The sequence below is a fragment of the Amycolatopsis sp. YIM 10 genome, assembly GCF_009429145.1.
GTDB lineage: Bacteria > Actinomycetota > Actinomycetes > Mycobacteriales > Pseudonocardiaceae > Amycolatopsis.
The window spans coordinates 761578-780988 of sequence record NZ_CP045480.1 but is presented as its reverse complement, the minus strand read 5'-3'; the positions used below and the strand labels follow the sequence as shown (position 1 = coordinate 780988).

At 69.6% G+C, this 19411-nt stretch carries 19 protein-coding genes; 4 read left to right on the top strand and 15 right to left on the bottom strand.

Features of this window, described 5'->3' with window-relative positions; all coding sequences use genetic code 11:
• Positions 1-19 precede the first annotated feature (19 nt).
• The 3 genes from YIM_RS03915 to YIM_RS03905 form a co-directional block, all read right to left on the bottom strand.
• Complete coding sequence (locus tag YIM_RS03915) at positions 20-1333, bottom strand: citrate synthase (protein WP_153029026.1); 1314 nt, start codon at positions 1331-1333, stop codon at positions 20-22.
• 218 nt (positions 1334-1551) lie between these two features.
• Complete coding sequence (locus YIM_RS03910) at positions 1552-2484, bottom strand: carbohydrate kinase (RefSeq protein WP_153029025.1); 933 nt, start codon at positions 2482-2484, stop codon at positions 1552-1554.
• A gap of 10 nt (positions 2485-2494) precedes the next feature.
• Positions 2495-3097, bottom strand: coding sequence for a TetR/AcrR family transcriptional regulator (locus tag YIM_RS03905; RefSeq protein WP_153029024.1), 603 nt, complete (start codon positions 3095-3097; stop codon positions 2495-2497).
• A gap of 78 nt (positions 3098-3175) precedes the next feature.
• On the opposite strand from YIM_RS03905, the gene YIM_RS03900 reads away from it, so the two are divergent.
• Positions 3176-4324, top strand: a complete 1149-nt coding sequence (locus tag YIM_RS03900) for an acyl-CoA dehydrogenase family protein (RefSeq protein WP_153029023.1) — start codon at positions 3176-3178, stop codon at positions 4322-4324.
• A gap of 60 nt (positions 4325-4384) precedes the next feature.
• Here the strand turns inward: YIM_RS03900 and YIM_RS03895 are convergent, their stop codons facing one another.
• Together YIM_RS03895 and YIM_RS03890 are read right to left on the bottom strand one after the other, a co-directional pair.
• Complete coding sequence (locus YIM_RS03895) at positions 4385-5599, bottom strand: amidohydrolase (protein WP_153029022.1); 1215 nt, start codon at positions 5597-5599, stop codon at positions 4385-4387.
• 36 nt (positions 5600-5635) lie between these two features.
• The gene (locus YIM_RS03890) at positions 5636-6541 is read right to left on the bottom strand and encodes an aldose 1-epimerase family protein (protein WP_153029021.1); all 906 of its coding nucleotides are present in this window, start codon (positions 6539-6541) and stop codon (positions 5636-5638) included.
• Between the two features lie 55 nt (positions 6542-6596).
• On the opposite strand from YIM_RS03890, the gene YIM_RS03885 reads away from it, so the two are divergent.
• Positions 6597-7421, top strand: a complete 825-nt coding sequence (locus tag YIM_RS03885; protein WP_153029020.1) for an MBL fold metallo-hydrolase — start codon at positions 6597-6599, stop codon at positions 7419-7421.
• 21 nt (positions 7422-7442) lie between these two features.
• On the opposite strand, the gene YIM_RS03880 is transcribed toward YIM_RS03885, so the two are convergent.
• The 3 genes from YIM_RS03880 to pdxH form a co-directional block, all read right to left on the bottom strand.
• Positions 7443-8834 carry an APC family permease gene (locus tag YIM_RS03880; RefSeq protein WP_153029019.1) on the bottom strand — a complete coding sequence of 464 codons (1392 nt, stop codon included), beginning with the start codon at positions 8832-8834 and terminating at the stop codon, positions 7443-7445.
• Between the two features lie 59 nt (positions 8835-8893).
• Positions 8894-10120: an MFS transporter gene (locus YIM_RS03875; RefSeq protein WP_153036772.1), complete on the bottom strand. Its 1227-nt coding sequence runs from the start codon at positions 10118-10120 to the stop codon at positions 8894-8896.
• A 109-nt stretch (positions 10121-10229) separates the two neighbouring features.
• Positions 10230-10919, bottom strand: coding sequence for a pyridoxamine 5'-phosphate oxidase (gene pdxH / locus YIM_RS03870; protein WP_153029018.1), 690 nt, complete (start codon positions 10917-10919; stop codon positions 10230-10232).
• A 197-nt stretch (positions 10920-11116) separates the two neighbouring features.
• On the opposite strand from pdxH, the gene YIM_RS03865 reads away from it, so the two are divergent.
• Positions 11117-12784: a cytosine permease gene (locus YIM_RS03865; RefSeq protein ID WP_153029017.1), complete on the top strand. Its 1668-nt coding sequence runs from the start codon at positions 11117-11119 to the stop codon at positions 12782-12784.
• A gap of 160 nt (positions 12785-12944) precedes the next feature.
• On the opposite strand, the gene YIM_RS03860 is transcribed toward YIM_RS03865, so the two are convergent.
• The gene (locus tag YIM_RS03860) at positions 12945-14132 is read right to left on the bottom strand and encodes a lipase family protein (RefSeq protein WP_153029016.1); all 1188 of its coding nucleotides are present in this window, start codon (positions 14130-14132) and stop codon (positions 12945-12947) included.
• Between the two features lie 102 nt (positions 14133-14234).
• Between YIM_RS03860 and YIM_RS03855 the strand changes: the two genes are divergently transcribed.
• Positions 14235-14852: a TetR/AcrR family transcriptional regulator gene (locus tag YIM_RS03855; protein ID WP_153029015.1), complete on the top strand. Its 618-nt coding sequence runs from the start codon at positions 14235-14237 to the stop codon at positions 14850-14852.
• Here YIM_RS03855 and YIM_RS03850 read toward each other — a convergent pair.
• The 6 genes from YIM_RS03850 to YIM_RS03825 are packed head-to-tail and all read right to left on the bottom strand — an operon-like array spanning position 14839 to position 19239.
• Positions 14839-15549, bottom strand: coding sequence for an urease accessory protein UreD (locus YIM_RS03850; protein WP_153029014.1), 711 nt, complete (start codon positions 15547-15549; stop codon positions 14839-14841). The genes YIM_RS03855 and YIM_RS03850 overlap by 14 nt on opposite strands.
• On the bottom strand, positions 15546-16256 hold the full coding sequence (gene ureG, locus YIM_RS03845; protein WP_153029013.1) for an urease accessory protein UreG: 711 nt from the start codon (positions 16254-16256) through the stop codon (positions 15546-15548). The genes YIM_RS03850 and ureG overlap by 4 nt, the downstream gene beginning before the upstream one ends.
• Complete coding sequence (locus tag YIM_RS03840; RefSeq protein ID WP_153029012.1) at positions 16246-16911, bottom strand: urease accessory protein UreF; 666 nt, start codon at positions 16909-16911, stop codon at positions 16246-16248. The genes ureG and YIM_RS03840 overlap by 11 nt, the downstream gene beginning before the upstream one ends.
• Positions 16911-18629 (bottom strand): urease subunit alpha, encoded by a 1719-nt coding sequence (locus tag YIM_RS03835; protein WP_153029011.1) that lies wholly within the window; start codon positions 18627-18629, stop codon positions 16911-16913. Before YIM_RS03835 ends, YIM_RS03840 begins: the two co-directional genes overlap by 1 nt.
• Positions 18630-18631: 2 nt before the next feature.
• Positions 18632-18925, bottom strand: a complete 294-nt coding sequence (locus YIM_RS03830) for an urease subunit beta (RefSeq protein ID WP_153029010.1) — start codon at positions 18923-18925, stop codon at positions 18632-18634.
• Between the two features lie 11 nt (positions 18926-18936).
• A complete protein-coding gene (locus YIM_RS03825) occupies positions 18937-19239 on the bottom strand; it encodes an urease subunit gamma (RefSeq protein WP_153029009.1) in 303 nt (100 codons plus the stop codon).
• Positions 19240-19411: the final 172 nt, after the last annotated feature.

Below are 19411 nucleotides of genomic sequence, written 5' to 3'. Positions count from 1 at the left end.
GAGTGGATCGTCAGCTGGATTACCGGTCGGAAATCGGGGTGTAGTCCCGCTCCTTCTCGCCGGTGTAGATCTGGCGAGGACGGCCGATCTTGGTGGCCGGGTCGTTGATCATCTCGCGCCAGTGCGCGATCCAGCCGGGCAGGCGGCCGAGCGCGAACAGCACGGTGAAGTACTGCGTCGGGAAGCCAAGCGCCCGGTAGATCAGTCCGGTGTAGAAGTCGACGTTCGGGTAGAGCTTGCGCTCGATGAAGTAGTCGTCCGAGAGCGCGGTCTCTTCCAGCTTCTTCGCGATGTCGAGCAGCTCGTCGTTCACGCCGAGCTTGTTCAGGATCGAGTCCGCGGTGGTCTTGATGATCTTCGCGCGCGGGTCGTAGTTCTTGTAGACCCGGTGCCCGAAGCCCATCAGGCGGACACCCTTTTCCTTGTTCTTCACGCGCTCGACGAACTTCGCCACGTCGCCGCCGTCGGCCTGGATGCCCTCGAGCATGTCCAGCACCGCGCTGTTCGCCCCACCGTGCAGCGGGCCGAACAGCGCCATGATGCCCGCCGAGATGCTGGCGAACAGGTTCGCCTCGGACGAGCCGACCAGCCGCACGGTCGAGGTGGAGCAGTTCTGCTCGTGGTCGGCGTGCAGGATGAACAGCAGGTCGAGCGCCTTGGCGACCTCGGGGTCCACCTCGTACGGCTCGGCGGGCAGCCCGAAGGTCATCCGCAGGAAGTTCTCCACCAGGCCGTAGGAGTTGTCCGGGTAGAGGAACGGCTGCCCGATCGACTTCTTGTAGGCGTAGGCGGCCAGCGTCGGCACCTTCGCCAGCAGGCGGATGGTGGACAGCTCCACGTTCGGCTCGTCGAACGGGTTCAGCGAGTCCTGGTAGAAGGTGGACAGTGCGGACACCGCGCTGGAGAGCACCGGCATCGGGTGCGCGTCACGCGGGAAACCGTCGAAGAAGCGCTTGAGGTCCTCGTGCAGCAGGGTGTGCCGGTTCACCTTCGAGGTGAACGACTCCAGCTGCTCCGGGGTCGGCAGCTCGCCGTAGATCAGCAGGTACGAGACCTCGATGAAGTTGGAATGCTGGGCGAGCTGTTCGATCGGATAACCGCGATAGCGCAGGATTCCGGCGTCACCGTCGATGTAGGTGATGGACGAGGAAGCGGCACCGGTGTTCACGAAACCGGGGTCGAGCGTGATGTACCCGGTGGAAGCCAGCAACTTGCCCAGTTCGATACCGGGGGCGCCCTCGACAGCGTGAACCACTTTCAGCTCGTGCTCGCCGTTCGGCAGCCGCAGCGAAGCGGTCTGGGAGCCGCTCGGCGCGGACGTAGCGTCCGACATGAAAGTCCCTCTCACTGTTCACACGGGCCGGCGGCGCCTGCAGGTCGCACAGGTTGCCTCATGTCACTCGCGAGGCGACCGTTGGCCTCGCTGCACACCGCCCCGCTGGGGTATGAATTCTCCTCCACGCTAGTCGAGAGGGGGCCTCTCGCGCAGCCACTGTGTTATCCGTGACGAACGGTTTGCGACGAGATTCACACGCCTGGTGAAACTTCCCGCTATCCGGGCGCGTCCAGTTCCGCCTGGGTGGGTGGCTCGGCGCCGCTGCGGGAGACGGTGATCGCCGCCGCGCGCGCGGCGTAGGAGAGTGCCTCGGTCCAGGCCGCGGCGTCCAGCGCGACCGGGTCGAGCACGCCCCGCTTGGCGAACCAGGCCAGCAGCGCGCCCTGCACCGTGTCGCCGGCGCCAATGGTATCGACCAATCGGGCCGGGGCGGACGGCACGTGGGCCAGATCGCCGCCGCGGGTGTGCGCGGACAGGCCGTCGGCGCCGTGGGTGAGCACCACCGCACCGGCGCCCGCGTCGAGCCAGTCCCGCGCGGCGGCCACCGCGTCGGTGCCGTCGGCGAGCCACTCGGCGTCCTCCACCGAAAGTTTCAGCAGCCGGACGTGCGGCAGCCAGGAGGCGAACCGCGCGCGGTAGGCGGCCGGGTCGGCGATCAGGTCGGCCCGGATGTTCGGGTCGAGCGCGGTGAGCAGTCCGCGCTCGGATTCGCGGCGCAGCAAGGATTCGTACGCCGAGGCACCCGGTTCGAGGACCATGCCGAGGGTGCCCAGCGAGAGCACCCTCGCCGACTCGGGCAGCGGTCCCTGATCGGTGAACAACCGGTCCGCGGTGCCCTCGGTGTAGAAGGTGTAGTGCGCCGAACCGGTCTCGTCGAGCGCCACCACGGCGAGCGTGGTCGGCTCGTCGCCGCGCTGCACCAGCGCGGTGTCCACATGGGAGGCGTGCAGTCTGGCGATCAGCGCCTCGCCGAACCGGTCGGTGGACACCCGGGACAGGAACGCGGACGGCACGCCGAGGCGCGCCGCGGCGAGCGCCACGTTGTACGGGCCACCACCGAGCCGGGGCAGCAGCGGCCGCAGGCCACCGTCCAGAGTGGACTCACCGGGTACCAGGTCGACCAGCGCTTCACCACCGACAACGATCACGCGGCAGATGCTACCCCGCGGCCAGGCCACCGAGCAGCAGCTCGGCCAGCGCGGTGAACGCCTCGGCGTCGGAGACCTGGACCCGCGAGGCGATCACGCCGGTCTGGATGCCCTCGATGATCAGTCCGGCCATCTCGGCGATCAGGGTGGCCTGGACGGTGCGGAAAACGCCGTCCTGGACGCCCTTGTTGATGAAGCCGCGGATGCGCTCGGCCGCCGCCCGGCTGTTCAGCTCGTAGGCGGCCCGCGCCGGGGCGAACTCGGCGATGTCGCGCATGAACGCCGGCGAGGCGCGCTTGAGGTGCTCGGCGGCGCCGTCGAGATAGGTGCCGATGAGCTGTCTGGCGTCGGTGAGGTCGGCGATGCTCGCTTCGATCCGCTCGGCCGCGCCACGGAAGAAGCGGCCGACGACCTTGACCGCGAGCTGCTCCTTGCTCGGCGCCAGCGCGTACAGCGTCGACTTGGAGCAGTGCATCCGGGTGGCGAGGTCGTCGAGGGTGAACTCGGCGAAGCCCTCGGCCAGGAAGAGTTCCTCGAGGTCGGCGAGCAGGGCGCGCTGCCGCGCGGTCGGCTGCCTGCGAGGTGCCCGCGCTCGGGCATCGACATCAGCCATGGCCGTACAGTACTCTGAAGTGTCCCTCAGTACTGTTTTCAGTACTACTCTGATCCTGTCTCATCGTGGAGGACAGTAATGCCAGCGGAGCGCCTGCTGCCGACGACCGAGGCGAAGGACCTTGTCGACCTCGCCCGCGAGATCGCCCGCGACGAGCTGGCACCGCTGGCCGGGGAGTACGAGGAAGCCGCCCGCTTCCCCCGCGAGCAGTTCGCGCTGCTGGGCAAGTCGGGGCTGCTGGGGCTGCCGTACTCCGAGCGCTGGGGTGGCGGCGAGGTGCCGTACGAGGTCTACCTGCAGGTGCTGGAGGAGATCGCGAGCGCGTGGATGTCGGTGGGCGTCGGGCTGTCGGTGCACACGATGTCCTGCTTCGCGCTGGCGCACCACGGCACCGACGCGCAGCGCGACCGGTGGCTGCCGGAGATGCTGGAGGGCGGCCTGCTCGGCGCGTACGCGCTGTCGGAGCTGCAGGCGGGCTCGGACGCGGCGGCGCTGTCCACCCGCGCCCGGCTGGACGACGCGGAGTACGTGGTCAACGGGACGAAGGCGTGGATCACGCACGGTGGTGAGGCGGACTTCTACACCACGATGGTGCGCACTTCGGACGAACCGGGCAGCGGCGGCATCTCCTGCCTGCTGATCGACGGTGCGACACCGGGCATGTCGGCCTCGGCGCCGGAACGGAAGATGGGGCTGAACGGGTCGACCACCGCGCAGCTGCGGTTCGAGAACGCGCGCGTGGACGCCGACCGCCTGATCGGCCAGGAAGGCCACGGGCTGAAGATCGCCCTCGCGTCGCTGAGTTCGGGACGGCTGGGGATCGCGGCGTGCGCGGTCGGCCTGGCGCAGGCGGCGCTGGACGAGGCGGTGGCCTACGCGAAGGGGCGCACCCAGTTCGGGCGGTCGATCATCGAGTTCCAGGGCGTGGAGTTCATGCTGGCCGACATGGCCGCCGCGGTGGAGTCTTCGCGGGCGATGTACCTGGACGCGGCGCGCCGGCGGGACCGGGGCCTCCCGTTCCAGCGGCAGGCGTCGATCGCGAAGCTGGTCGCCACGGATGCCGCCATGAAGGTCACCACCGATGCCGTCCAGGTACTCGGGGGCGCGGGGTACACGCGGGACTTCCCGGTGGAGCGGTACATGCGGGAGGCGAAGGTCCCGCAGATCTTCGAAGGCACCAACCAGATCCAGCGGGTCGTCATCGCGCGGGAGCTGCGGAAGGCCTGACGGGGAGCCTCACTCCTGCGCCTCCCCGCCGGAACCCTTCCCGCCGGCGATCGACCCCGGTCAGCTTTCCCGGTAGCGGCGCTCCGCGACCACGCCCTCGCCGGTGGCCTCGTCGAAGTGGTAGACCTCGCGCCCCCGGATGAACACGCGCATCGCCCGGTTCATCACGTCCAGCGGGTCACCCGACCAGATGACCACGTCCGCGTCCAGGCCCGGCGCCAGCGCGCCGACCCGGTCGTCGAGGCCCAGCATCTCCGCCGGGTTCACCGTCAGCGAGCGCAGCGCGGTCTCCGGGTCGAGCCCGTCCTTCACCGCCAGCGCCGCCTGGTAGACCAGGAAGTTGATCGGGATCACCGGGTGGTCGGTGGTGATCGCGATCTTCACCCCGGCCCGCGCCATGATGCCCGCCGAGCGCAGCGTCCGGTGCCGAAGCTCGACCTTGCTGCGCGTGGTGAACAGCGGCCCCAGGATCACCGGCACCTCCCGCTCGGCGAGCAGGTCCGCGATCAGGTGCCCCTCGGTGCCGTGGTTGATCACCAGCCGGTAGCCGAACTCGTCGGCCAGCCGGATCGCGGTCACCATGTCGTCGGCCCGGTGCACGTGCTGGTCCCAGTACAGCTCCCCGTCGAGCACCTTCGCCAGGATCTCCTTGGTGAGATCGGTGTCGAACGGCTTGCCCTCGTTACGCGCGTGCTCGCGCTGCGCCGCGTAGTCCCGCGCCTTCGTGAACGCCTCGCGCAGCACCGCCGCCACGCCGAGCCTGGTCGACGGCGTCTGCCCCTTGTCGCCGTAGACGCGCTTCGGGTTCTCCCCCAGCGCGCTCTTCACGCTGACCTGCTCGGCGAAGACCATGTCGAGCGCGGTCCGGCCCCAGGTCTTCACGCCGACGGTCTGCCCGCCGATCGGGTTGCCCGAACCCGGCTTGATCACCGCGCTGGTCACCCCGCCGGCGAGCGCGTCGTCGAAGCCGGTCTCGGTCGGGTCGATGCCGTCGATCGCGCGGAACCGGGCGCCGTTCGGGTCGGTCATCTCGTTGACGTCGTTGCCCGACCAGCCCTCGCCCTCCTCGTGCACGCCGAGGTGCGCGTGCGCGTCGATGAACCCGGGCAGCACCCAGCTCCCGGACGCGTCGATCAGCTCGGCGTCCTCCGGCACGTCCACGTCGGCCTCGGTACCGACGGCGGTGATCTTCCCGCCCTCGATCAGGACCGTGCCACCGTCGATCGGGTCACCGTCGACGGGCACCACATAGCCACCAACAATCGCGCTCACCATGGTCGACACGCTAACCAATGACCACCGCGCGCCGCCTCAGGACACCCGGATTCCCCAGCTCCCGGTCCAGGACTCGCCCGCGGCCAGTTCGATCAGGTCGGTGCCGGAGTTCAGCGCGTCCGCCGGGCAGGTCATCGGCTCGATCGCGATGCCGCGGCCGCGGCCGACCAGCTCCGACGGCGTGAACACCTGCACCCACTTGAAGTCCGGGCCCGCCCAGACGTCGAGCTGCTTGTCCTCGTAGGACAGGCGGAAGTGGTGGTTTCCGTCAGCCTCGGTGGTCAGGCCGCCGAACGCGGTGTCCAGGTCGACGCCGCCGAGGATCACGCCGTCGCGGAAGTCGTATTCGGTGCCGTCGACGTCCTGCTCTTCCTTGTACGGCAACTGCGCCTCGGCGTCGTACGGCCGCACGCGGGTGGCGGGCAGGGTCAGCGTCAGGTCGTCGGTCGGGGTGTCACCGAGCCGGAAGTACGGGTGCGTGCCGAGGCCGACGCCGATCGCCGACTCGCCCTCGTTGCGGATCTCGTGGGTCACGGTCAGCTCGCGCGGCGCGACCTCGTAGGTGATCGTCGCGCGCAGCGGCACCGGCCAGCCCGGCTGCTCCGGCACGTCCACCGCCATCGTGATGGACGATTCGGCGTGCTCGAGCAGCTCCCACTCCTCGCGGCGGGTCAGCCCGTGGATGGCGTTGCCCCGCTTCTCCTCGGTGACCTCGAGTTCCTGCTTCTCACCCTGGTACACCCACTGCGCGGCCTTGGTGCGGTTCGGCCACGGGAGCAGCACCTGCCCGGCGCCCTTCGGCGGCTTCTCGTCCTCGCCGAAGGTCTCCAGGAACGGCACCCCGCCGACCTCGAAGGCACGCAGGCCGGCGCCGATCTCGGTGACGACAGCGCGGGCCCCGCCGCGGGTGATCTCGAACTGTGCTCCAGTGGGATTGGCCATGGCGCACCAATCTACCGGCTGGACATTCGGGCCAGGGTGCGCGAGCTTGTTCCGGGTGAAGGTGCATCACTTGAACTGCGGCACGTTCCGGCCGACCGGCGGCAGGCTGATCGACGGTCAGGGCGGTCCGGTCCACCGCGCCCGGCTGGTCTGCCACTGCCTGCTGATCGAAACCGGCGACGGGCTGGTGCTCGTCGACACCGGGTTCGGGCTGCGGGCGGTGGAGCAACCCGGCCCGTGGATGGGGCCGTCGCGCCGGCTGCTCAGCGCCCGGCCGCGCCGGGAGGAAACGGCCGCACAGCAGCTCACCGACCTGGGCTACGCGCTCGGCGACGTGCGCGACATCGTGCTCACCCATCTCGACTTCGACCACGCGGGCGGGCTCGCCGACTTCCCGCACGCCACGGTGCACGTGTACGAGCGCGAGCACCGGGCGCTGACCGCACCGGCCAATGCCACCGAGCGCCTGCGCTACCGGCACGCCCAGTTCGCGCACGGCCCGAAGTGGCAGACCTACGCCGAACCCGGCGAGGACTGGTTCGGCTTCCGCGCGGTGCGGGAGCTTTCCGGGCTGCCGCCGGAGATCCTGCTGGTGCCGCTGGCCGGGCACACCATGGGCCACGCCGGAGTCGCGGTGGACACCGGCGACGGGTGGCTGCTGCACGCGGGTGACGCGTACTTCTTCCACGGCCAGCTGAACCCTGGTCAGCCGCACTGCCCGCCGGTGCTCACCATGTTCCAGAACCTCACGCAGACCAACCGGCGCGCCCGCCTGGAAAACCTGGGCCGGTTGCGGGAACTGTCCGCGGGCCACCACAACGAGGTGACCGTGTTCTCGGCCCACGACCCGGTGGAACTGCGCCAGGCGCAACGGCACTGACGCGGTTCCACCGGAGAGGGCTCAGCCCACCGGGGGTTCGATCGGTTTCCGGTCGGCTTCGGCGTGGGTGGCGCGCATGATCAGCCAGTTGATCCCCCACAGCACCAGGCCGACCGCGAGCAGGATCGCGGCCACCGTGTAGTCCCGCACCGGTCGCCCGGACAGCGGGGTCACCAGGTACACGCAGAAGATCGCGGCCAGTATCGGGATCACCGTCGGCGCCTTGAAGTGCTTGTGCGGCGCGGTTTCCTTGCGCAGCACCAGCACCGCCACGTTGACGATGGCGAAGACCACCAGCAGCAACAGCGCCGTCGTACCACCCAGCACACCGATGTCCACAAAGGACACGAGGCCGATGGCGATCAGGCTGGTGAACACGATGGCCACCCACGGGCTGCGGCGGAACGGGTGCACCGTGCCCAGCTGCTTCGGGATGATCCGCTGGTTCGCCATGCCGTAGAGCAGACGGCTGGCCATCAGCATGTTGATCAGCGCCGAGTTGATCACGGCGAACAGGCCGATCGCGGAGAACACCTCGCGCGGGAAGCCCGGCGCGCCGACGTCGAGCACCTTCAGCAGGGCGCTGCTCTTGGCCGCCTCCAGATCGTCCGCCGGGACCAGCAGCGACGAGGTCACCGAGACCAGGATGTAGATGGTCGCGGCGATGACCATGCCCCACAGCATCGCCTTCGGGAAGATCCGGATCGGGTCCTTGCACTCCTCGGCCATGTTCACCGAGTCCTCGAACCCGACCATCGCGAAGAACGCCAGCGAGGTGGCCGAGGTGATGGCCACCAGCATGGTCTGGTTCTCGGTGTCGAACTGGGTCAGCCGCGAGGCGTCCCCGTTGCCGTTGAGCACCGCCCACACGCCGACCCCGATGATGATCAGCAGCCCGCCGATCTCGATGCAGGTCAGCACCACGTTCGTCTTCACCGATTCGGCGACGCCCCGGAAGTTGATCAGCGCCAGGCCGATCACGAACAGGATCGCCACCAGCGGCATCGGTGCCGTGATGAACTCCGCCAGGTAGGTGTCACCGAAGGCCTTCGCCGCCGACGAGGCCGAGGTGATCCCCGAGCACATCACCGCGAAGGCGACCATGAAGGTGAGGAAGCGAATCTTGAACGCCTTGTGCGTGTACAGCGCCGCACCGGCCGCCTGCGGGTACTTGCCCACCAGTTCCAGGTAGCTGAACGCGGTCATGAACGCGACCACGAACGCGAGCAGGAACGGCAGCCACAGTGCCCCGCCGACCCGGCCGGCCACCTGCCCGGTGAGCGCGTAGACGCCGGTTCCGATGATGTCCCCGACCACGAAGAACAGCAGTAGCTTGGAGCCCATCACCCGCTTGAGGCTCGGCTGACCGGCCGGACCGGTCTGCTCGGGCTCGGTTGTCGTCGTGTCCGCCATGCGGCAAGAGTGTGCCGCATCACTTACGTGACCGACAGTCCGGATTGATCAGTTCTTCGTCACGTCTTGGCGACGGGTGCCCGATAACGCCAGAAAGCGGGCAGGAGCAGTACCGCGACCAGGAGTAGGAGGATCACTAGTACTCCGCCGCCGCTGGTCGCGGCGGCCGTGCCGACCCCGGCCGCGGCCCACCCGTGGGACAGGTCGGCGATGCGCGGTCCGCCCGCGACGACCACGGTCAGCGCGCCCTGCATCCGGCCGCGCATCTCGTCGGTGGAGGCGGCCTGGAGAATGGCCATCCGGTAGATCGCGCTGACCATGTCGGCCGCACCGGCCAGTGCCAGGAACACGATCGCCAGCCACAGCGAGTCGGCCAGGCCGAAGGCGATCACGCACAGGCCCCACGCGGCGATCGAGACCACCACGGCCACCCCGTGCCTGCTGATCCGGGTGAGCCAGCCGGACATCAGCCCGATCAGCATCGCGCCGAGCGGGATCGCGGTGTAGAGCCAGCCGAGCGCGAGGCCACCGCCCGGCGGGTCGCCGAAGGTCCGCTCGGCCATTTCGGGGAACAACGCGCGCGGCATGCCCGCCACCATCGCGATCACGTCCACCACGAACGAGGCGAGCAGCACCTTCTGGGTGGCCATGTAGCGGAAGCCGTCGAGCACGTCGCGCAGGCCGGCGCGGCGGACCAGGCCGGACAGCGGCAGCATCGCGGGCAGCTTCCACACCGCCCACAGCGTGAGCGCCAGCGCCACCGTGTCCACCAGGTACAAAGTGGACAGACCGACCACCGGCAGCAGCGCGCCGGCGGCCAGCGGGCCGAACACCGCGCCGAACTGGCTCATCGTGCTCTGCAGCGCGATCGCCGGCGGCAGCAGTTCCTCGGGCACCAGCCGCGCGACCACCGCGCTGCGGGTGGGCATGTTGATCGCGAAGAACGCCTGGTTCACGCCGAGCAGGGCGAGCACCACCCAGACCGAGTTCACCGCGAAGAAGGCCTGCGCCCACAGCAGCGCCGCGGTCACCGCGATGCCGGTGTTGGTGACCATCAGCAGCTTGCGGCGGTCCACGGTGTCCGCGATCGCCCCGCCCCACAGGCCGAACACCAGCAGCGGGACCAGCGCGACGGCACCGGTCAGGCCGACGTAACCGGACGAACCGGTCAGGTCGAACACCTGCTTGGGCACCGCGACGGCGGTCAGCTGGCTGCCGATGGCGGTGACCACCGTGGTCAGCCAGAGCCGCCGGAAAGCCGGGATCCGCAACGGACGCGTGTCCATCACGATGGAGCCGAGCAACTTGCGGGCGCCCTTCGGTTTGCTGGTTCCCGCGTCAGTGCTCACCGAAGAAGCTTAGCGGGGCTAAGCTGTTGCCGTCGCGTGATTTCCGCTACGGGGCGACGCGCTCGACCTTCCAACCGTCGTCGGTGCGGACGTAGCGCAGCCGGTCGTGCAGGCGGTCGCGCTGGCCCTGCCAGAACTCGACCACGTCCGGGCGGATGCGCCAGCCGCCCCAGTGCGGCGGGAAGGGCACCTGCTCGGTGTCGGCGAACCGGCGCTCGATCGCGTGCAGCGCGTTGTCCAGCGCGCGGCGGCCGTCGACCACCCGCGACTGCGGGCTGGCCCAGGCGCCCAGCTGGGAACCACGCGGGCGGGAGGCCCAGTACTCGGCGGTCTCGGTGATGTCCACCTTCTCCACCTCGCCGCGGACGTGCACCTGGCGGTGCAGCGGGTACCAGGGAAAGGTCGCCGAGGCGTACCGGGTGACGGTGAGGTCGTGGCTCTTGTTCGAGGTGTAGTTCGTGTAGAACACCACGCCGCGCTGGTCCAGACCCTTGCAGAGCACCGTCCGGCTGGACGGGCGGCCCTCGCCGTCGGCGGTGGCGAGCACCATCGCGTTGGCTTCCGGGACCCCGGCGTGGATCGCCTGGTCGAGCCAGGACTGCAGCTGTTCGGTCCAGGTCGCGGCGAGGTTCTCCTCGTCCAGCGACTCACCTTCGTAGGCCACCCGCATGCCGGGCAGCCGGATGGCTACGTCACCCACGTCAGCCGCACCGTTCACGTTGTCGAGCTCCGGCATGTTCGTCAACCTCCGTGCCCTGTAGGGCCGTCACTGGTCCACCCGACGGTAGGGGTTGGACAGCGGTGGCGAAACCCACAGAACGGTGACTCCTGCCACCTCGTTGTCCCCCACTCGTAACTCACCGCTTACCTCACGCCACACGGGCGCAAAAACCCGTCCCTACCTTCGGGCTGTTTCCCGGACCGGAGGTAGCCATGACGGAGACCATTCCAACTAGGAAAAACAGCCCACCGCAGCGCGAATACGCCAAGCTCGCGGCCAACGAGAACCGCGAGGACTACTCGCTCCGCTTCGCCGCCCACTCGTTCCGCCGCTGGCGCCCGCTGGTGGTGGCCACCACCGCGCTCGGCGGCATCGCCTACCTGGCCGACTTCGCCATCGGCGCCAGCATCGTGTTCAGCTACGGGTTCACCTCGGGCGTGCTGGCCATCCTGGCCGCCGCGCTGGTCATCTTCGTCACCGGCGCGCCGATCGCCGCGGCCTGCGCGAAGTACGGCGTGGACATGGACCTGCTCACCCGCGGCGCCGGGTTCGGCTACTTCGGCTCGACGCTCACGTCGCTCGTCTACGCCAGCTTCACGGTGATCTTCTTCGCGCTCGAAGGCTCGATCATGGCGCAGGCGTTCGACCTGGCGCTGGGCGTGCCACTGCCGATCGGCTACCTGCTGTCCACGCTGATCGTGCTGCCGTTCGCGCTGTACGGCATGGGTGCGCTGGCGAAGATGCAGACCTGGACGCAGCCGCTGTGGATCGCCGGGCTGATCCTGCCGTTCGTGGTGGTCGCCGTGCGGGAGCCGGGCAGGCTGGCGGAGTTCGCCTCGTTCGGCGGTACCGAGGGGGCGGGGTCGCAGTTCTCCGCGATCGGGTTCGGCTTCGGCATGGGGGTGGCGCTGTCGCTGATCGGGCAGATCGGCGAGCAGGCCGACTACCTGCGGTTCATGCCGGAGAAAACGGCGGCGAACAAGCGCTCGTGGTGGGCGGCGGTGCTCGCGGCCGGCCCCGGCTGGGTGATCCTGGGCGCGGCCAAGCAGATCGGCGGCGCGTTGCTGGCGTTCCTGGCGCTGGGCGTGGTCGGCGAGGCACACGCGCTGGAGCCGATCGCGCCCTACCTGGAAGCGGTCAAGCCCGCACTCGGCCCGGTCGCACTGACCTTCGCCGCGCTCTTCGTGGTCGTCTCACAGATCAAAATCAACACGACGAACGCCTACTCGGGCTCCCTCTCGTTCGCGAACTTCTTCTCGCGCGTGCTGCACCGGCACCCCGGCCGGGTCTGGTACGTGCTGGTGAACTGCGGGATCGCGCTGGCGCTGATGGAGTTCGGCGCGTTCGCGCTGCTGAACAAGATCCTCGGTTTCTACTCGAACGTGGCGATCGCCTGGATCGGCGCGGTGTGCGCGGACCTGCTGATCGTCAAACCGCTGGGGCTCTCGCCCCGGTACGTCGAGTTCAAGCGGGCTTATCTGCACAAGATCAACCCGGTCGGCTTCGGCTCGATGGTGTTCGCCTCGGCGGTCTCGATCACCGCGTACTTCGGGGCTTTCGGGCAGTACCCGGCGGCGTTCAGTCCGTTGCTGGCCTTGGTGATCGCGGTCGTCTGCGTGCCGTTGCTGGCTTGGCTCACCCGTGGCCGCTACTACCTGGCGCGCCCGAACACCGTCGCCACCGGCGATCTGCGAGCCACGCACACCTGCACGGTCTGCGGGGACGCGTACGAGCTGCCGGACATCGCGGACTGCTCACGTCAGCAGGGCGCGATCTGCTCGCTCTGCTGCACCCTGGACTCCACCTGCCACGACCAGTGCCAGCAACCAGGCGCCTCCCCCGTCGACCTCCCCATGCCCACCGCACGCCCACCAGCCTGACCCACCACCCGGCAGCACAAAGCCGACCACCAAGCCACCCATCCCCTCCCCATCCCCGCTCCACAGCCAAAACACGGCGAAGACCCCGATGTCAAGGCATCTTTCCCGCCTTGACATCGGGGTCTTCGCCGTAGTCACACAGAAAAACCGGGGTGCCCCCTCAACAAGAGGACTTCGAAGGCACACCAGCGAACCGCGACGACAGCCACTCGATCGCCACCGGCCCACCCACAGCCACGCCCCCGATGTGCTCCAGCAACGGGAACGTCTGCCACTGCACCGTCACACCGGCCTCGCAGTACCGCGACAGCAACGCCTTGCCCACCTTGAACGGAATCAGCTCGTCCAGCGTCCCGTGGTACAGGAAAACCGGAGCCGAAGGCGCCCGGTCACCAGCCCTGTTCTCCGCCAGCCGCGCCTGCCAGCGCGGGTCGCCCAGCGGGTCCGGAACCGTCACGAAATCACTCAACCGCGCGAAAGGCGCGGCCGCGCCCAGCTCGATCGTGCAGGCGTCCTGGATCCGCGAGACCACCTTGCGCCCGCGGTCGTTCAGGATCGACTCGAACGGAACATCCGGGTAAGCAGTGGCAAGACCCGTCGCCGCGCCCAGCACCAGGCCGAAAGCCGGGCCACCGTCGTTGAACTTCGCGACCGCGTTCAGGTCGGCGGGCACGCCACCCGCCGCGACCCCCGTGACCTTCAACTCCGGCGCGTACGACGGGTGCAGTTCACCGGCGAAGGCCGCCGCCTGCCCGCCCTGCGAGTAACCGAAGACCCCCACCGGCGCGTCCGGCGACAGCCCCGCTTCACCGACGGCGAGAGCGGCCCGCGCGGCGTCCAGCATCGCGCGGCCTTCGGACCGGCCGGTGGCGTAGGTGTGCGTGCCCGGCGTGCCGAGTCCTTCGTAGTCGGTCAGCACGACCGCCCAGCCCTTGCCCAGCGCCTGCCCGATCAGCGCGACCTCGTTCTCGGTTCCGGTGCGCAGCTTGTACGACGGCGCGCACGCGTCCCCGATGCCGTGCGTGCCGACGGCGTAGGTGAGCAGCGGCCGCGGCCCGTTCGTCCACGGGACCGGCGGCAGCAGCAGCGTGCCGGACACCGCGTTCGCCTCACCCGTGGCCGACGTCGAGCGGTACAGCAGCTGCCACGCCTTCACCGGCGCCGGGAACGGGCCGACCTTGACGTCGACCGAGCGCTGCCGTAGCACGTCCCCCGGGGAGCCGCTGAGCTGGTCGGGCGGGGTGTAGAAGGGATCTTCCGACGGCACCGGCGGACTGGCCGCCTGCGCGGGAAGGGCACCGGTCAGCGTGACCAGTGCGACGGTCAGGGCGGCCAAGGCTCGGCGCATCGTTGCCTCCGAGAGTGATTCGAAAATCTGGATTTTCGCAATGTAGGCGTCCCGCTATAATTTGGCAATCGTGGTTACCGAAATTCACCGGTTGGAGGCCAGGTGGTTCGCACCTACGGCGGAGTGGCCCCGGAGCAGCGTCGCGCGGAGCGACGGGAGAAGCTGCTCGCCGCGGCGCTGGAACGGTTCACCGCGGACGGCTACGCGCAGACCAAGATCGCCAGGCTGTGCACCGAGGCGGGGGTGTCCACCCGGAACTTCTACGAGGAGTTCAGCAGCAAGGAGCAGCTCCTGCTCACCCTGCACGCCCGCATCAACGAGGCCGCCTACGAGCGCGTCGGCGCCAAGCTCGACGAGCTGGCAGAACTGGACGCGGTCACCAGGATCGCCGCCGCACTGGACGTTTTTGTCGCCACGGTGACCTCCGACCCGCGCCTGCCGCGGCTCAACTACGTGGAGGCGGTCGGGGTCAGCCCCGAACTCGAGCGCCAGCACCAGGACTGGGTCACCCGCTGGGCCGAGTTCATCGCCACCGAGGCGGAGCGCGCCGCGCGGCACGGACTCGCGCCGGTCCGCGACTACCGGCTGACCTCGATCGCGCTGGTCGGCGCGGCCACCGGCCTGCTGCGCGAGTGGCAGGCCCACGAACCACCGCTGCCGGTCGACGAGATCGCGGCCGAGTTGAAGGGAATCATGCTCGCCGCGATCACGCGAGCGTGAGCATCCGCTCCGCGTCCACCGTGTTGTCGGCGAGCGCGGTCACCAGCGCGCCACCACCGGTCAGCGGGCTGACCGACCACCACTCACCACCTGCCGGTTCCACCGGTTTTTCCTCCAGCAGCAGGATTTCCGTGGCCAGCACCCGGCGCCCGGCCAAGTACGCGAGGCTGGCACCCAGCGCCGGGTCGCCGATGTCGAGGGTCTGCCGCAGCACCGCGCGACCGTCCCGCACCACGTGCTGCGTGCTGGTCAGCCGTCCCGGCGCCTCGCCCTCACGCCCGAGCACCAACACCTCGCGCGCCCGGAACGCGGCGTCCCCGGCCAGCGAAACCCGCAGTTCGGCGACGTGCCGCGCGCGGGCCGTCACCACGGTCGGCTCGGGCAGGTAGGAGAACCACCCGCCGTCCTCGACCGATACCTCCACAATGGACGAACTCGCCTCACCACGCGGACCGGGCAGCGCGAGCGTCGCGGCCACCCCGGAAAGGGTCAGCCGCGCGCCCGCGCCGACCCGCACGATCAGCCGCAGTTCGTCCCCGCCGAGCGGCGAGGTCGCCGAATTGACCAGGTGCACCAAGGCGTCCGGAGTGGACCGCCGACGCGGGAACAGGGTGAGCGGCGCCATCGACCGCAGCTCCCGCAACACCGTGCGCCCGGCGGAGTCCAGTTCGGCGACCAGCCGCGCGGTGGCCTTCACCCCGCGCGGACCGGCACCAGCGACCGCACCCAGTCGGCCACCGCCGGCGCGTTCGGCGTGTCCACCAGTGACTGGGCGATCACCGGCAGCTCACCACGCATCCGGTGCGCGTCGGAGGTCATCACCTCCATGTCCGCGCCGACCAGATGGGCGATATCGATCTTGTTGATCACCAGCAGGTCCGCTGTGGTGACGCCGGGACCGCCCTTGCGCGGCACCTTGTCACCACCGGCCACGTCGACCACGAAGACCTGGCTGTCGGCCAGCCCGCGGCTGAACACCGCGGTCAGGTTGTCACCACCGCTCTCGATGATGATCAGGTCGAGCCCGGGAAAACGCTCCTCCAGCCGCTCGGCCGCGTCGAGGTTCGCGGTGATGTCGTCGCGGATCGCGGTGTGCGGGCAGGCGCCGGTCTGCACCGCCTCGATGCGCTCCGGGTCGAGCACCCCGGCCTTGCGCAGGAACTCGGCGTCCTCGGTGGTGTAGATGTCGTTGGTCACCACGGCCAGGTTCAGCTCACCGGCCAGCGCCCGGCACAACGCGGCGACCAGCGCGGTCTTGCCGCTGCCGACCGGGCCGCCGATGCCGATCCGGTACGGCCGCCCGTCCATCGACTCGGCCGGGAACTGGTCCGGTTCGGTGGCGGTGGGATCGAAGTTGACCGGGTGCACGTGACCGTGCCCGTGGCCGTGTCCTTCAGCTGGCAAAGAGACGCACCTCTTCCTTGTGTCCGCGCCAATGCGCTTCGGCGAGCAGGTCCAGCGCGGGAGCACCCGGCGCCGGGAGTTCGGCGGGGTGCTCCCCGGCGACCGCGGCCGCGTCCTCGGCCACCGCGTGCAGTTCCCCGGAAAGCCTTGCCACCACGGCGTTCACCACGAACGGATCCAGTCCGAGCAGGCGCACCGCCGCACTCGCCGGACCGCTGACCGCCAAGTAGGCCACCGCCAATGCAGCGTCGATCGGCTGTCCCCCGGCGATCCCGGTGAGCGCGCCGACGATGATCGGGTGGTGCGGGCGCGGGGTGACCCGCAGCAACTCGTCCAGCACCGGGGACGGCCAGGCGACCTTGCCGGCCCGAGCCGTGCCACGCCCTTGCGCGCGGGAGGATTCCCGTTGCGCGGCAGAGGGTGTGCGCGCGTCGAGTTCGGTGTCCAGCAACGCCCAGTCCGACTGGCGGCAAGCAGCCGCGGCGAATGACGCCGCCAGCACGCCCGCGGTCTGCAACCGTCCGCTGAGGAACGAAGGCAGGTCGCGTTCGGTGCGCACGAGCTTGCGCACCACGGTTTCCTCCAGTCCGCCGGAGTGCACGTGACCACCGCCGGGGAACCGGGAGTCGGCGAGGATGAGCGCGGCAGTATTCATCAGAACAGGAAGTACCGTTGCGCCATCGGCAGTTCGTCGACGGGCTGCGGTTCGATCAGCTCACCGTCCACGTGAACCGCGAAGCTGTCCGGCTCCACCCGGATGTCCGGCAGCGCGTCGTTGAGCACCATGTCCGCCTTGCCACGACGACGAGTGTTCGCCACCGGCACCACGCCACCGGTCAACCGCAACTGCTCGGCGATCCCGGCCTCGATCGCTTCCCCGGAAACAAAAGTGAGGCTGGTTTCGGCGGCGACCACCGGCGAGGCACCGAACATCGGCCGCGCCAGCACCGGCTGCGGCGTCGGGATGGACGCGTTGGCGTCCCCCATCGCCGCCCACGCGGCGAACCCGCCCTTGAGCACCACGTGCGGCCGCACGCCGAAGAACTTCGGTTCCCACAGCACCAGATCCGCGAGCTTGCCGACCTCCACCGAGCCGATCTCGGCGTCCATGCCGTGCGCGATCGCCGGGTTGATCGTGTACTTGGCGACGTACCGCCGGGCACGCAGGTTGTCCGCCGCGCCGTCGCCGGGCAGCGCGCCGCGGCGGCGCTTCATCACGTGCGCGGTCTGCCAGGTCCGGATGACCACCTCGCCGATCCGGCCCATGGCCTGCGAATCCGAACTCATCATCGAGATCGCGCCCAGGTCGTGGAGCACGTCCTCGGCGGCGATCGTGGTCGGCCGGATGCGGCTTTCGGCGAAGGCCAGGTCCTCGGGCACCGACGGGTTGAGGTGGTGGCAGACCACCAGCATGTCGAGGTGCTCGTCGAGGGTGTTCGCGGTGTGCGGGCGGGTCGGATTGGTCGACGACGGCAGGATGTTCGGCAAGCCGGCCACCTGGATGATGTCCGGCGCGTGCCCGCCACCGGCGCCCTCGGTGTGGTACGCGTTGATCGACCGGCCGCCGATGGCGTCCACAGTGGACTCCAGGAACCCGGCCTCGTTCAGCGTGTCGGTGTGGATCGCCACCTGGACACCGGATTCGTCGGCCACGGTCAGGCAGGTGTCGATCGCGGCCGGCGTGGTGCCCCAGTCCTCGTGCAGCTTGAACCCGCCCGCACCGGCGGCGAGCTGCTCGCGCAGCGCCTCCGCGCGCACCGTGTTCCCCTTGCCCAGCAACAGGACGTTGATCGGCAGCTGGTCCATCGCGCGCAGCATGCGGCCGAGGTTCCAGGCGCCGGGCGTGACCGTGGTGGCCTTGCTGCCCTCCGCCGGGCCGGTGCCGCCGCCGACCAGCGTGGTCAGCCCGGCGGCCAGCGCGGTGTCGACCAGCTGCGGGCAGATGAAGTGCACGTGGCAGTCGATGCCACCGGCGGTGAGGATCTTCCCGTTGCCCGCCAGCACTTCGGTGGACGGCCCGAGCACCAGCGCCGGGTCCACGCCGTCCATCGTGTCCGGGTTCCCGGCCTTGCCGATGCCGACGATCCGGCCGTCGCGCACCCCGACGTCGGCCTTGACCACGCCCCAGTGGTCCAGCACGACCACGCCGGTGATCACCAGATCGGGTGCGCCCTCGGCGCGGGTGGCCATGCCCTGGCCCATCGACTCGCGGATCACCTTGCCGCCGCCGAAGAGCACCTCGTCACCCGAGGCCGGGCCCATGCTGCGGTCCTCGGTGACCTCGATCAGCAGGTCGGTGTCGGCCAGCCGGATCCGGTCGCCGACGGTCGGGCCGAACAGCTCGGCGTAGCGCTCGCGGTCGATCTGGGGCACGGTCAGTCCTTCCTGCGAAGTCCGGGCACCACGCCCCGACCGGCGATCGGCACCAGCACGACCTCGCGTTCGACGCCCGGTTCGAAACGCACCGAGGTGCCCGCCGGGATGTCGAGACGGCGGCTCGCGGCCTGCTCGCGGTCGAAGTCGAGAGCCGGGTTGACCTGGGCGAAGTGGTAGTGCGAACCGACCTGCACCGGCCGGTCGCCGGTGTTGCGCACCCGCAGCGTGACCCGGTCACGCCCGGGATTCAGCTCCACCGGTTCGTCGCCGGTGATGATCTCTCCTGGCCGCATGCGCCCGCTCCCTAAACGATCGGATCGTGCACGGTGACGAGCTTGGTCCCGTCCGGGAAAGTGGCCTCGACCTGCACGGAGTCGACCATCTCCGGAATCCCGGCCTGCACCTGCCCCCGGCTGAGCACGGTGCGCCCGCTGGCCACCAGCTCGCTGACCGTGCGGCCGTCCCGCGCGCCTTCGAGCACGTGATCGGTGATCAGCGCGACGGCCTCGGGATAGTTCAGCTTCACCCCGCGCTCGAGCCGTCGGCGTGCCACATCCGCGGCCACGTGGACCAGCAGCTTGTCCCGTTCCTGCGGCGAGAGGTGCATGGATAGAGGTTTATCACCGCGAGACCGGATGTGCGCGACCTGGAAACACAGGATTTACGTCGAGGACACCCGATCGTCTGAATCGTTCTCGTAATCGTGACCGAAAGCACGACTTCTTTTGATTGATCCCAGCCGGTAACAGGAGGATGGTTTGTCCATCGCGCGCTGGGGC

Bases quoted from the DNA above. Each gene is read 5' to 3' on its own strand.
- YIM_RS03875 (WP_153036772.1), bottom strand. From the start codon at position 10,120: ATGGACACGCGTCCGTTGCGGATCCCGGCTTTCCGGCGGCTCTGGCTG.
- YIM_RS03905 (WP_153029024.1), bottom strand. From the start codon at position 3,097: ATGGCTGATGTCGATGCCCGAGCGCGGGCACCTCGCAGGCAGCCGACC.
- YIM_RS03880 (WP_153029019.1), bottom strand. From the start codon at position 8,834: ATGGCGGACACGACGACAACCGAGCCCGAGCAGACCGGTCCGGCCGGT.
- YIM_RS03915 (WP_153029026.1), bottom strand. From the start codon at position 1,333: ATGTCGGACGCTACGTCCGCGCCGAGCGGCTCCCAGACCGCTTCGCTG.
- pdxH (WP_153029018.1), bottom strand. From the start codon at position 10,919: ATGCCGGAGCTCGACAACGTGAACGGTGCGGCTGACGTGGGTGACGTA.
- YIM_RS03825 (WP_153029009.1), bottom strand. From the start codon at position 19,239: ATGCACCTCTCGCCGCAGGAACGGGACAAGCTGCTGGTCCACGTGGCC.
- YIM_RS03860 (WP_153029016.1), bottom strand. From the start codon at position 14,132: ATGCGCCGAGCCTTGGCCGCCCTGACCGTCGCACTGGTCACGCTGACC.
- YIM_RS03840 (WP_153029012.1), bottom strand. From the start codon at position 16,911: ATGAATACTGCCGCGCTCATCCTCGCCGACTCCCGGTTCCCCGGCGGT.
- YIM_RS03830 (WP_153029010.1), bottom strand. From the start codon at position 18,925: ATGCGGCCAGGAGAGATCATCACCGGCGACGAACCGGTGGAGCTGAAT.
- YIM_RS03895 (WP_153029022.1), bottom strand. From the start codon at position 5,599: ATGGTGAGCGCGATTGTTGGTGGCTATGTGGTGCCCGTCGACGGTGAC.
- YIM_RS03900 (WP_153029023.1), top strand. From the start codon at position 3,176: ATGCCAGCGGAGCGCCTGCTGCCGACGACCGAGGCGAAGGACCTTGTC.
- YIM_RS03865 (WP_153029017.1), top strand. From the start codon at position 11,117: ATGACGGAGACCATTCCAACTAGGAAAAACAGCCCACCGCAGCGCGAA.
- YIM_RS03890 (WP_153029021.1), bottom strand. From the start codon at position 6,541: ATGGCCAATCCCACTGGAGCACAGTTCGAGATCACCCGCGGCGGGGCC.